The sequence below is a fragment of the Pseudomonas sp. TE12508 genome (assembly GCF_056279485.1).
The window spans coordinates 169,973-181,954 of sequence record NZ_JBWCCN010000001.1; the positions used below are offsets into that span (position 1 = coordinate 169,973).

Sequence of the window (11,982 nt, forward strand, 5' to 3'; positions counted from 1 at the left end):
CGTCGCGAGCGAAGGGAGTGCAAGGAAAAAACAGGCGAGGACGGGGAGTTTACGAGTTGTAAATGACCCGTCCGAGCCTGTTTTTGACGCAGCAATCTCGAGCGCAGCAGCTTTCAAACAGCCTGTATAGTAACCCGCTTACGCCAAGGAGCCATCTATGCGCCAGAAACCCACCGTACTCGCCCGCGACATTGTCGCCACCAGCCGTTTGTTCTGTGTCGAAGAGCTGAAGTTGCGCTTTTCCAATGGCGTGGAGCGTACTTACGAGCGTCTGGTCAGCAAAGGCACCGGCCATGGCGCAGTGATGATTGTGGCGATGCTCGACGCGGAGCACGCGGTGTTGGTGGAGGAATACTGCGGCGGCACCGATGCATACGAATTGTCCCTGCCCAAAGGTTTGATCGAGCCGGGCGAAGACGTGTTGGCGGCGGCCGAGCGGGAGCTCATGGAAGAGGCCGGGTATGGTGCGCGACAGCTTGAGCATTTGACCGAGTTGTCATTGTCACCGGGCTACATGAGCCAGAGGATCCAGGTGGTGCTGGCCACTGAGCTGTACGAAGAACGCCTGGAGGGTGACGAGCCCGAGCCGATGGGGGTGGAAAAGATCAACCTGCGTGAATTGTCATCTTTGGCGCAGAATCCACGATTCACCGAGGGCCGTGCCTTGGCGGCGCTGTATCTGGCCCGTGACTTACTGACTCAACGTGGGGTGTTTTTACCGTGAGCTTGAATTTTCCCCATCCGTTGATGGCGCCAGTCGTTGAACTGGCTTTGAAGGCTGGCGAGGCGATCCTGCCGTATTGGCGCGTCAACGTTGCTGTCACTGCAAAGTCCGATGATTCCCCGGTCACCGCCGCCGACATGGCCGCTCATCACGTGATTCTGGCCGGGCTGACAGCGCTGGATCCGAGCATTCCGGTGCTGTCCGAAGAGGACGCCAATATCCCCCAGAGCGTGCGCGCCGGGTGGCAGCGCTGGTGGCTGGTCGATCCGTTGGACGGGACCAAGGAGTTTATTTCCGGCAGCGAAGAGTTCACCGTCAACATTGCGCTGATCGAGCAGGGGCGGGTGGTGTTTGGTGTGGTGTCGATGCCGACCAACGGGCGCTTTTATGTCGGCGGTGCAGGGTTGGGTGCCTGGCGTGGTGATAAAGGCGCCGAGCCGTTGCCGATTCAGGTTCGCGAGGTTCCGGCTGCGGGTGAGCTTTTCACGGTGGTCGCCAGTCGTCGGCATTCGAGCCCGGAGCAGGAACGGTTACTCGCGGGGTTGAGCGACAGCCTGGGTGAGTTGCAACTGGCGAACATCGGCAGCTCGCTGAAATTTTGCCTGCTGGCGGAAGGGGCGGCGGATTGTTATCCGCGGTTGGCGCCAACTTCGCAATGGGACACGGCCGCGGCTCAGGGTGTGCTGGAAGGTGCGGGCGGTGAGGTGCTGGATTTGAGCGGTGAGCCGTTCTGTTATCCGGCGCGGGAGTCGTTGCTGAATGAGTTTTTCCTGGCGCTGCCGGCTAAAGCGGCTTGGCGGGAGAAATTGTTGGCTTTGGCTCGCAACTAAGATCGTTCCCATGCTCCGCGTGGGAATGCCTCTAGGGACGCTCCGCGTCCAGTGACGCGGAGCGTCACGGGCTGCATTCCCACGCAGAGCGTGGGAACGATCAGTCATCGGTGAAGGACATACTGCCCGGTAAACCGCACCGCATCCTCTTCACTCCCGGTATTCACGATCCGCGAATGCAACGTCAATCGCGCCCGCCCGTACCGCTGATACATCGCCAGAAACTTCTTCCAGACTGCCGCACTCGGTGCCTGGCAAATCGCTGTCGCGTCCATGGTGACCGGCAGCGGGTAGCTGATCTGCCCTTCCTGAATCACGATGTGCCCGTCTTCGATGATGCCTTCTTCACGCAAACGCAAATGCAGCCAGCCCCAGCCGGCCAGCACTGCGCCGCAATACAGACTGCCACCGAACATGGTGCTCTTGTGATTGACGTTGGCCGCAAGCGGCAGGTGCAGGCGCAGTTGTTGATCGTGCCAGTCGAGCACTTTGAGGCCCATGTCCCGCGTGAGGGGGATGTCAGAATGGAGGATCGATTCCAGGTGACGACTGTCGCGGTTCATTCATGGGCCTTTTGTTTGAAGGGGATGATTTTACGGTAGCTCAATCAAGGTCGTCAGTGTGGTTGCCGGCGCCGGCATCGGCGAAGTTCAGACCATGCTTGCGCAGTTTGTCGTGCAAGGTTTTGCGCGGAATCCCGAGGGCTTCGGCGAGGCTGCGCACAGAGCTGTGCGAGCGCGCCAGTTCGGCGGCAATCAAACTCTTCTCGAAGTTCTCCACTTGCTCGCTCAGGCCGCCGCTGACCACTTCAATCGTGCTGCCGACGCCGCCATCCGGCGCACTGTTGTCCAGCGCCAGTTCCAGACCCAGGGCAAAGCGTTCGGCGGCGTTCTGCAGTTCACGTACATTGCCTGGCCAGGTGTGGCGCAATAGCAGCGCCCGGTGTCCCGGCTGCAATTCGTGGGGTGGCAAACCGTGGCGGGCGCTGGCTTCATCGGCGAAATGCTGGAACAGCATCAGCGCATCTTCGCCTCGCTCACGCAGCGGCGGAATGCGCAGCGGTGCGACGTTCAAGCGGTAATACAAGTCGGCACGGAAGCGGCCCTGATCGGCGGATTGACGCAGGTCTTCCTTGGTCGCAGCGATAATGCGGATGTCCAGCGGGATCAGCTGGTTGCCACCCAAGCGCTCGACGACCCGCTCTTGCAGCAAGCGCAGCAGTTTCACCTGCACGTCCAGGCTCATGCTTTCGATTTCATCGAGGAACAACGTGCCGCCATTGGCAAATTCGAACTTGCCGATGCGACGCTTCTGCGCGCCGGTAAACGCACCGGGCTCGTGACCGAACAGCTCGCTTTCCACCACCGACTCGGCCAGGGCCCCGGCGTTGATCGCCACGAATGGGCCGTTACGCCGACTCGACAGGTCGTGCAGCGCGCGCGCCACCACTTCCTTGCCCGCACCGGTTTCGCCGAGGATCAGCACGTCGGCCTTGGTCGCCGCCAATGCACCGATCTGCTCACGCAGGCGCAGCATCGGCGCCGATTGCCCTACCAGTCGAGCGCTCAGTTCGTTGCGATCACTCAGGGCCAGACGCAGGCTGCGGTTGTCCAGCACCAGCCGGCGCAGGTCCAGGGCACGACGTACGCTGTCGAGCAGGGAGTCGCTGGCGAAAGGTTTTTCCAGAAAATCATAGGCTCCGGCACGCATGGCTTGAACGGCCAGCGGCACATCGCCGTGGCCGGTGATCAGCAGCACGGGTAGCTCCGGGTCCTGGGCGTGGAGTTCGGTCAGCAGTTCGAGGCCGTCCATGCCCGGCATACGGATGTCACTGACCACCACGCCCGGCCAGTCACGCTCCAGTTGCCCGGCCAGGCCTTTGGCTTCAGCCAGCGGCAGGATTTTCAGGCCGGCCAGGTCCAGGGTCTGGCTCAGGGCCTGGCGCAGGTGGGGATCGTCGTCGATCAACACGACCTGGATGCGGTTGTCGATGGTCATGCACTTCGGTCCTCGGACGGTTGCAGGCTCACGCCCGGTGCGCCTGCGCGCAATTTCAGGGTAATCAGGGCGCCACCTTCCTTGTGGTTGGAGAACGACAATTCACCACCGAAGGCGCGCATCAGGGTGTCGCAAATCGCCAGCCCCAAGCCAAGCCCCTGAGTACGGGTCTTGGTGGTGTAGAAGGGCTCGCCGGCACGACCCAGCGCTTCCAGGCAGAACCCGGGGCCGTTGTCGCGAATGTACAGATTGACGCCGTCGGCGGTGGACTCGGCACTCAACCAGAGTTTACGCGGCGGGCCTTTTTCCGTCAGGGCATCGAGGGCATTGGCCAGCAGGTTGCCGAGTACCTGGCGCAGACGGGTTTCCCCGGCCTCGACCCATAGGGTGGCAGCCGGCAGGTCACGGATCAGCTCGACTTCCATGCTGCGCCGACGCTTGGCCAGTAACGCCAGCGCGTCGTCCAGTGCCGGTTGCAGGGCAACACTTTCCGGGGCGTGGCGATCACGCCGGGCGAAGGCGCGCAGGTGGGCGATGATCGATGCCATGCGCCCGGTCAATTCGCTGATCAGCTTGAGGTTGCCGCGAGCATCCTCGGTGCGCTGATGATCAAGCAGCACTTCAGCGTTTTCCGCGTAGCTGCGGATTGCCGCCAGCGGTTGGTTGAGTTCATGGCTGATGCTCGCCGACATCGTCCCCAGCGCCGAGAGCTTGCCGGCCTGCACCAGGTCATCCTGCGCGCGCACCAGTTCCTGCTGAGCGTGTTCGCGCTCCAGCACTTCCTGCTTGAGTCGACGGTTGAGGCCTTCGAGGTCGCTGGTCCGTTCGGCGACCCGGCCTTCCAGTTCGTGGCGGGCCTTGCCTTCGAAGGCGATCCGCTCCAGGTAATGGCGTCGGCGCTGCATCATCAAGCCCAGCAGCAGCATCAATACCAGCAGCGTTGCGCCGCCAATGGCCACGACGGTGCGTACCGGACGATCGATCAGGGTACGCGGCGCAAGGATACTGACGCTCCAACCGGTTTCTTCGATCTGCCGGGTTTGCGTCAGCCAGGCGTTGGCGTCGAGATTCAACGGCTTGGGATCGCGGGTTGGATAGGGTTGAATCGCGGTGATGGCCTCGCGCTCCGGGTCGCTCAATGGGCGGGTCGAGCGGAAGCGCCACTCTGGCCGCGACGTGAGGATGACCACGCCATTGTGGTCGGTGACTAACAGTTGTTCCGGGGTTTTACCCCAGAGGCTTTCGGTGTGGTCGAGGTCGACCTTGATCACCAGCACGCCGATGATTTTTTCGCGATCACGTATCGCCGCCGCAAAGAAGTAACCGCGCTTGGCCGAGGTGGTGCCCAGGCCGAAGAAGCGTCCCAGACGCCCAGCCATGGCTTCACTGAAATAAGGACGAAAAGCGAAATTGCGGCCAACGAAACTGTCGTGTTTGTCCCAATTGGAGGCCGCCAGCGTCTTGCCGGTGGTGTCCATCAGGTACATGACTTCGGCGCCGGTCTGGGCACTGATGTTTTTCAGCAGGCGATTGGCATTGCCCTGAATCACGCCCTCGTCGGGTGCAGCCAATGTCGCACGCAGAGCAGGCAGCTCGCCGAGAATCTGCGGCAACACTTCATACCGATGCAGAGTGCCCAGCAGGTTGGCGACGTAGAGGTCGAGGGTCTGACGGTTCTGTCCGGCCAGTTCGCTGCGGTAGTAACGCTCGGCCAAATGCTCCAGAGGCCAAAGCAAGGGCGCCAGGCACAACGCGAGTAGCGCCAGGCTGCGCCAGCGGGGTCTGCGGGGGAGAGTTGGTGTCATGAGCATCAAGCGCCTATGGGTATAGACGCATTATGCCTAGGCTTGCGGGCGCAGTCTGCGCACCTGGGATCAAGTGCGCGCTGGCGGTGAAAATTCACACAGGAATTCAGGAAAAGACTTCAGCGTCCTTGAAGAACGCGGCGGACTGATCCTTGGCGGACAGTTTCGGTGCTTCGTCCAGCTGCCAGTCAATGCCCAGGTCAGGATCGTCCCAGCGAATGCTGCGCTCGGCCGACGGAGTGTAGTAGTCGGTGGTTTTGTAGAGGAACTCGGCGAAATCGCTCAGTACCACGAAACCGTGAGCAAAACCTTCCGGTACCCAGAGTTGGCGATGGTTGTCGGCGGACAGGCGTACCGCCACCCATTTGCCGAAATGCGGCGAGCTGCGGCGAATATCCACCGCCACGTCCAGCACCTCACCGGCGGTGACGCGAACCAGTTTGCCCTGGGTGTTTTCCAACTGGTAATGCAGGCCGCGCAGTACGCCTTTTTGCGAGCGGGAATGGTTGTCCTGAACGAACCGGGTGTTCAGGCCGGTTGCCTCTTCGAAAGCCTTGGCGTTGAAGCTCTCATAGAAGAAACCGCGCTCGTCACCAAATACCTTGGGTTCGATGATCAGAACACCGGGCAGGTCGGTGGTGACTACATTCATGGTGTTTCTCCGGCAATAGGCGTGATGGCCGACATTCTTACGCAAAGTGGCGGCGGGTGCGAGTGGGGCGGTGAAGAGAGTTGCGCGGGCATTTGATTCGCGCCAACCAGGAAGGGGGTTGCGTATCGCCCCAAGCAGTGGCGATATAAGCGCCTAATAAAATTTCAGGGGTCGTTGTATGCCGCTCGCCACGTTGATTCACCGCGCCAGTCTGCCCAGCCCGCAGGTGTCTGCGGCGCAAGCGCTTGAGCTGCTGAAAGAGCATTACGGGCTGAGCGGGCGGTTGCAGGCTCTTGGGAGCCAGCAGGATCTCAATTTCCGCGTCGACAGCGAGCAGGAGCGTTTTGTCCTGAAAATCTGCCGTGGCGATTACTCGGCGCTGGAACTGCAAGCCCAACACGCAGGACTCAAGCATCTGGCTGAACATTCCGGCGTGCCGGTGCCGCGAGTGATTCCTGCCAAAAATGGCGCAGACCTGCTTTCCCTTGAAGTTGGGGGCCAAGCGGTGCACGTGCGTTTGCTTGATTACATCGACGGCCAATCCCTGACGCACCTCGATCATCTAAGCCATTCAGTGGTCGTCGGTTTCGGTCGGCTCTGCGGCGAAATGGACCTGGCGCTGGCCGGTTTCGATCATCCGGGCCTTGAGCGCACCCTGCAATGGGACGCTCGCCATGCCAACGCGTTAATCGCGCATTTGCTGCCGGTGATCAAGGATGAGCGGCAACGAGCGTTGATTGCTGAAGCCGCCGAACAGGCCGAGCGCCATTTGCAGCCCTTGGTGGACAAGCTGCCGGTGCAGGCGATTCACATGGACATCACCGACGACAACGTAGTCTGGCAGCGGGATTCGCAGCGCCAATGGCAGTTGCAGGGCGTGATCGATTTCGGCGACCTGGTCCGTACCTGGCGGATCACCGATCTGTCGGTGACCTGCGCCGCGCTGCTGCACCATGCCGATGGCGATCCGTTCTGCATTTTGCCGGCGGTTCGGGCTTATCACGCGGTCAATCCGTTGCAGCATGAAGAGTTGCTGGCACTCTGGCCGCTGATCGTCGCCCGCTCGGCAGTGCTGGTGCTAAGTGGCGAGCAGCAGGTCAGCATTGATCCGGGCAATGAGTACAGTCGTGACAACCTGACCCATGAGTGGGAGATTTTCCGTGTTGCCACATCGGTGCCGTTGGCGTTGATGGAGGCGGCGATTCTTACGGCAGTCGGTCAAAGCCTGCCGAGCATCGGCAGTGAAGACTTCGCGCCATTGTTGCCGAGTCTGGTGGGGCGTGAATTTGCGTTGATCGATCTGGGCGTGCTCAGTGCGCATTTCGAGGCGGGTAACTGGGAGCAGCAAGGGATCGATCTGCGTTTGTTGACGCAAGCCGCCGAGGCTCACGGTCTGGCGGCCAGTCGATATGGCCAGTATCGTCTGTCCCGCACTCGCCCGGACTGTGCCAGCGAACCCGATACTTTCCCGCTACACGTTGCGTTGCGAGTGCCCGATGGCACGGCGGTCGAAGCGCCGTTTGCCGGCGTTATCCATATTGAAGGGGAGAATCTGCTGCAACTGGACGGCCCAGAGCTCAGCGTCCGATTGTGGGGTGTGGCTCCATCGGTACGCAGTAGCGCGGCGCTGGTCAAAGGCCAGGTGCTGGGCTCAGTCAGCGGGCCGTTGATCGTGCAGTTGTGCCGAAGTGCTCAGCTCGACGCGCCATTGTTTTGTACGCCATCGCGCGCCGCAGCCTGGCAGGCGTTATGTCCTTCACCTGCCGTGTTGCTGGGCCTGGCCTGTGATGCGCAAGAAGAGCTCGACCCGCAGACATTGCTCGCCCGCCGTGACGCGAGTTTCGCTCGCTCCCAGAAACACTATTATGTCGACCCGCCGCGCATCGAACGCGGCTGGCGCAATCACCTGATCGACATGCAGGGTCGCTCTTACCTCGACATGCTCAACAACGTCGCGGTCCTGGGTCATGGCCATCCGCGCATGGCTGCCGTCGCCAGCCGGCAGTGGTCATTGCTCAACACCAATTCGCGTTTTCACTACGCGGCGATTGCCGAGTTTTCCGAGCGTTTGCTGAAGCTGGCGCCGGATAACATGGATCGCGTATTTCTGGTCAACAGCGGCACCGAGGCCAATGACCTGGCGATCCGTCTTGCCTGGGCCTACAGCGGCGGTCGCGACATGCTCAGCGTGCTGGAGGCGTATCACGGTTGGTCAGTGGCGGCGGACGCGGTTTCGACCTCGATTGCCGACAACCCCAAGGCCTTGAGTAGCCGTCCGGACTGGGTGCATCCAGTGACAGCGCCGAACACCTATCGCGGTGAATTTCGTGGCATCGACAGTGCACCGGATTACGTGCGCAGCGTCGAACATAACCTGGCGAAAATTGCCGAACAGAAACGCCAACTGGCCGGTTTCATCTGTGAGCCGGTGTACGGCAATGCCGGCGGTATCTCGCTGCCACCGGGCTATTTGAAGCAGGTCTATGCGCTGGTCCGCGCTCAGGGCGGGGTGTGCATCGCCGATGAAGTGCAAGTCGGTTACGGCCGCATGGGCAAATTCTTCTGGGGGTTCGAAGAGCAGGGCGTAGTGCCGGACATCATCACCATGGCCAAAGGCATGGGTAACGGCCAACCGTTGGGCGCAGTCATTACCCGACGGGAAATTGCCGAAGCGCTGGAGGCCGAGGGTTACTTCTTCTCGTCTGCCGGTGGCAGCCCGGTCAGTTGCCAGATTGGCATGGCGGTGCTGGATGTGATGGAAGAAGAAAAACTCTGGGAGAACGCGCAGGTTGTGGGCGGGTATTTCAAAGAACGTCTTGAAGCGTTGATTGACCAGCATCCGTTGGTGGGAGCGGTGCATGGTTCCGGCTTCTATCTGGGCGTGGAGTTGATCCGCAATCGAGAAACCCTGGAGCCCGCGACCGAAGAAACCACGGCGTTGTGCGATCGCCTTCGTGAGCTGGGGATTTTCATGCAGCCGACGGGTGATTACCTGAACATTCTCAAGATCAAGCCGCCGATGGTTACGTCGCGTCAGAGCGTGGATTTCTTTGTCGACATGCTGTCCAAAGCCTTGGATGAGGGCCTATAAGCAGCACCGCTGACCCCTGTAGGAGCTGCCGAAGGCTGCGATCTTTTGATCTTTAGCGATATCACCAATGCCAAAAATCAAAAGATCGCAGCCTTCGGCAGCTCCTACATTGGAATCGCGAAATACCGATTGTTATCGGCTTTGAGTGAGTTGTTTTCGACGGAAAGAATATTTATCGCTTTAAAAGCCGATTTTTATCGGCTATAAAGTCGCCACTGCCCACGGTGTGGATGAGCCACGCCCGGTGCTGCCTCTTTCTGTCATCGGTCGATGCCACCCTCGACCCTCAACACTTGCCCAGGAGATGATTCATGAGCCGTATCGTTACCGTCGCCGCTACCCAGATGGCCTGTTCCTGGGACCTTGAAGCCAACATCGAGACCGCTGAGAAGCTGGTCCGTGAGGCTGCGGCGAAAGGCGCGCAAATCATCCTGATCCAGGAGCTGTTCGAGGCGCCGTACTTCTGCCAGAAACCCAACCCTGATTACCTGCAGCTGGCCACGACGGTCGAAGACAACGTCGCCATCAAGCATTTCCAGAAGGTCGCCAAAGAATTGCAGGTTGTTCTGCCAATCAGCTTCTACGAGCTGGCCGGCCGCGCACGCTTCAATAGCATCGCGATCATCGATGCCGACGGCAGCAACCTCGGGATTTATCGTAAAAGCCATATCCCGGATGGTCCTGGCTACCACGAAAAGTACTACTTCAACCCGGGCGATACCGGCTTCAAAGTCTGGAATACCCGTTACGCGAAAATCGGCGTGGGCATCTGCTGGGATCAGTGGTTCCCTGAGTGCGCCCGCAGCATGGCGCTGCAAGGCGCGGAAATCCTGTTCTACCCGACCGCCATCGGCAGCGAGCCACACGACAAGACCATTTCGTCCCGCGACCATTGGCAGCGCGTGCAGCAAGGCCATGCCGGCGCCAACCTGATGCCGCTGATTGCCAGCAACCGCATCGGCAACGAAGAGCAGGACGGCTACGACATTACCTTCTACGGCTCGTCGTTCATCGCCAACCAGTTTGGCGAGAAAGTCCAGGAGCTGAATGAAACAGAAGAAGGCATTCTGGTTCACAGTTTCGACCTCGATGAGCTGGAGCACATCCGCAGCGCATGGGGCTCATTCCGTGACCGTCGCCCGAACCTGTACGGCGCGATCAAAACCCTCGACGGTTCCCTGGAGTCCTGAACCATGACCACTTTGAACAGCACCCCTCGCACCGACGGCTTTTACATGCCAGCCGAATGGGCACCACAGACCCAGACCTGGATGGTCTGGCCCGAGCGCCCGGACAACTGGCGCCTGGGCGGCAAACCGGCACAAGCTGCGCATGTGGCGGTGGCCAAGGCCATCGCGCGTTTCGAACCGGTGACCGTGGCGGTTTCCGCCGGCCAGTACGAAAATGCTCGGGCCCGTCTCGACGTGCCGAATATTCGTTTGGTGGAGATGTCCAGCGATGACGCCTGGGTTCGGGATACTGGCCCGACGTTCGTCATCAACAACCGCGGCGAAGTCCGTGGTGTGGATTGGGATTTCAATGCCTGGGGCGGTTTCGACGGTGGTCTTTATTCGCCGTGGAACCGTGACTCGCAAGTGGCGGGCAAGATCCTCGAAATCGAGCGCAGCCCCCGCTACCGCACCGAAGGTTTTGTGCTCGAAGGCGGTTCGATCCATGTCGATGGTGAAGGCACCCTGATTACCACCGAAGAGTGCCTGCTCAACCGCAATCGCAACCCGCACATGGACCGTGCGCAAATCGAAGCGGTGCTCAGTGCAAATCTGGCTGTGGATAAAATCATTTGGCTGCCGGACGGTTTGTTCAACGACGAAACCGACGGCCATGTGGATAACTTCTGCTGCTACGTGCGTCCGGGCGAAGTACTGCTGGCCTGGACCGATGACCCGCAGGACCCGAACTACCCGCGCTGCCAGGCGGCAATGAACGTGCTGCAAAACAGCACCGATGCCAAAGGGCGCCCATTCACGGTGCACAAGATGCCGATTCCTGGGCCGCTGTATGCGACCGAAGACGAGTGCGCTGGCGTGGATCCGGTGGACGGCACTCAGGAACGCAATCCGACTGTTCGTCTGGCCGGCTCTTATGTGAACTTCCTGATCGTCAATGGCGGCATCATCGCGCCGAGCTTCGACGATCCGTTGGACGGTCCGGCCAAAGAGATTTTGCAGACTTTGTTCCCGCAGCATGAAGTGGTCATGGTGCCGGGTCGCGAACTGTTACTGGGGGGCGGTAACATCCACTGCCTTACCCAACAACAACCCGCCCCGCACAAGGAGTGAGTGAGGTCGTAACAGCTTGAGTTGATTGAAGAATCGATTGAGCAACGATTTAGCGTCGTTATTTCACAGAAAGCCCGCAGCCCATCAGGACTGCGGGCTTTTTTGTATCCACTTGTCGACACTTCGAAAACATTGGCACAGCTCTTGTATCTTCGATGGCGCAACATGGGGAGGGAGAGAACTTCGATGTTCTGTCATAAACCTTGGATAAGTTAGCCGCTCACAAACCAGGAGAGAGCGCTGAGATGAACGCCGAAATGAACGTCGTGAGCGAGCGGGCAATGCATCCCCTGGCAGTTAATAGCGAATCGCTCCAAGTCTTGGCGCAATGGTTGAAGTCCAATGGAACGCGTCAGATCAGAGAACCTGATCCGCGCCGGATGATGATCGAGCGCTACCCCGCTGGTTTATTCAGCGAGGCGGAACTGGAAGCACTGTGGGATGTGATGGAAGGATAAGAAGAAAACAACGGATTGATAAAAGCGCTGCCGGGAAGGCGGCGCTTTTTTATGGGCGAAGATTTTTATGATCACTGGAGATCAAATGTGGGAGCGGGCTTGCTCGCGAAAGCGATATGCCAGT

10 protein-coding genes are annotated in these 11,982 nt (G+C 60.0%); 6 read left to right on the forward strand and 4 right to left on the reverse strand.

The window, feature by feature from the left end; genetic code table 11:
* Positions 1-157: 157 nt before the first annotated feature.
* Complete coding sequence (gene nudE / locus ACZ9IM_RS00700) at positions 158-724, forward strand: ADP compounds hydrolase NudE (protein WP_123498360.1); 567 nt, start codon at positions 158-160, stop codon at positions 722-724.
* Positions 721-1,554, forward strand: coding sequence for a 3'(2'),5'-bisphosphate nucleotidase CysQ (gene cysQ, locus ACZ9IM_RS00705; RefSeq protein ID WP_476223192.1), 834 nt, complete (start codon positions 721-723; stop codon positions 1,552-1,554). The genes nudE and cysQ overlap by 4 nt, the downstream gene beginning before the upstream one ends.
* Before the next feature lie 104 nt (positions 1,555-1,658).
* Here cysQ and ACZ9IM_RS00710 read toward each other — a convergent pair whose 3' ends face one another.
* The 4 genes from ACZ9IM_RS00710 to rfbC form a co-directional block, all read right to left on the reverse strand.
* Positions 1,659-2,117 (reverse strand): YiiD C-terminal domain-containing protein, encoded by a 459-nt coding sequence (locus tag ACZ9IM_RS00710; RefSeq protein WP_008068720.1) that lies wholly within the window; start codon positions 2,115-2,117, stop codon positions 1,659-1,661.
* A 40-nt stretch (positions 2,118-2,157) separates the two neighbouring features.
* Positions 2,158-3,552 (reverse strand): sigma-54-dependent transcriptional regulator, encoded by a 1,395-nt coding sequence (locus ACZ9IM_RS00715; RefSeq protein WP_427624238.1) that lies wholly within the window; start codon positions 3,550-3,552, stop codon positions 2,158-2,160.
* Complete coding sequence (locus ACZ9IM_RS00720) at positions 3,549-5,357, reverse strand: sensor histidine kinase (RefSeq protein ID WP_427624239.1); 1,809 nt, start codon at positions 5,355-5,357, stop codon at positions 3,549-3,551. The genes ACZ9IM_RS00715 and ACZ9IM_RS00720 overlap by 4 nt, the downstream gene beginning before the upstream one ends.
* Positions 5,358-5,463: 106 nt before the next feature.
* A complete protein-coding gene (rfbC, locus tag ACZ9IM_RS00725; protein ID WP_427624240.1) occupies positions 5,464-6,009 on the reverse strand; it encodes a dTDP-4-dehydrorhamnose 3,5-epimerase in 546 nt (181 codons plus the stop codon).
* Between the two features lie 178 nt (positions 6,010-6,187).
* Here rfbC and ACZ9IM_RS00730 point away from each other — a divergent pair, with 178 nt between their 5' ends.
* The 4 genes from ACZ9IM_RS00730 to ACZ9IM_RS00745 all read left to right on the forward strand — a co-directional run bounded on the left by ACZ9IM_RS00730 (position 6,188) and on the right by ACZ9IM_RS00745 (position 11,858).
* Positions 6,188-9,100, forward strand: a complete 2,913-nt coding sequence (locus tag ACZ9IM_RS00730) for an aminotransferase (RefSeq protein WP_476223193.1) — start codon at positions 6,188-6,190, stop codon at positions 9,098-9,100.
* A gap of 311 nt (positions 9,101-9,411) precedes the next feature.
* The gene (gene aguB / locus ACZ9IM_RS00735) at positions 9,412-10,290 is read left to right on the forward strand and encodes an N-carbamoylputrescine amidase (RefSeq protein ID WP_008068730.1); all 879 of its coding nucleotides are present in this window, start codon (positions 9,412-9,414) and stop codon (positions 10,288-10,290) included.
* A gap of 3 nt (positions 10,291-10,293) precedes the next feature.
* Complete coding sequence (aguA, locus tag ACZ9IM_RS00740; RefSeq protein ID WP_476223194.1) at positions 10,294-11,400, forward strand: agmatine deiminase; 1,107 nt, start codon at positions 10,294-10,296, stop codon at positions 11,398-11,400.
* A 245-nt stretch (positions 11,401-11,645) separates the two neighbouring features.
* On the forward strand, positions 11,646-11,858 hold the full coding sequence (locus ACZ9IM_RS00745; RefSeq protein WP_008068732.1) for a hypothetical protein: 213 nt from the start codon (positions 11,646-11,648) through the stop codon (positions 11,856-11,858).
* Positions 11,859-11,982: the final 124 nt, after the last annotated feature.

Excerpts from the sequence above, each read along its gene's own strand:
- aguB (WP_008068730.1), top strand. The coding sequence starts at position 9,412 with ATGAGCCGTATCGTTACCGTCGCCGCTACCCAGATGGCCTGTTCCTGG.
- ACZ9IM_RS00715 (WP_427624238.1), bottom strand. The coding sequence starts at position 3,552 with ATGACCATCGACAACCGCATCCAGGTCGTGTTGATCGACGACGATCCC.
- rfbC (WP_427624240.1), bottom strand. The coding sequence starts at position 6,009 with ATGAATGTAGTCACCACCGACCTGCCCGGTGTTCTGATCATCGAACCC.
- ACZ9IM_RS00720 (WP_427624239.1), bottom strand. The coding sequence starts at position 5,357 with ATGACACCAACTCTCCCCCGCAGACCCCGCTGGCGCAGCCTGGCGCTA.
- ACZ9IM_RS00745 (WP_008068732.1), top strand. The coding sequence starts at position 11,646 with ATGAACGCCGAAATGAACGTCGTGAGCGAGCGGGCAATGCATCCCCTG.
- ACZ9IM_RS00710 (WP_008068720.1), bottom strand. The coding sequence starts at position 2,117 with ATGAACCGCGACAGTCGTCACCTGGAATCGATCCTCCATTCTGACATC.
- nudE (WP_123498360.1), top strand. The coding sequence starts at position 158 with ATGCGCCAGAAACCCACCGTACTCGCCCGCGACATTGTCGCCACCAGC.
- ACZ9IM_RS00730 (WP_476223193.1), top strand. The coding sequence starts at position 6,188 with ATGCCGCTCGCCACGTTGATTCACCGCGCCAGTCTGCCCAGCCCGCAG.
- aguA (WP_476223194.1), top strand. The coding sequence starts at position 10,294 with ATGACCACTTTGAACAGCACCCCTCGCACCGACGGCTTTTACATGCCA.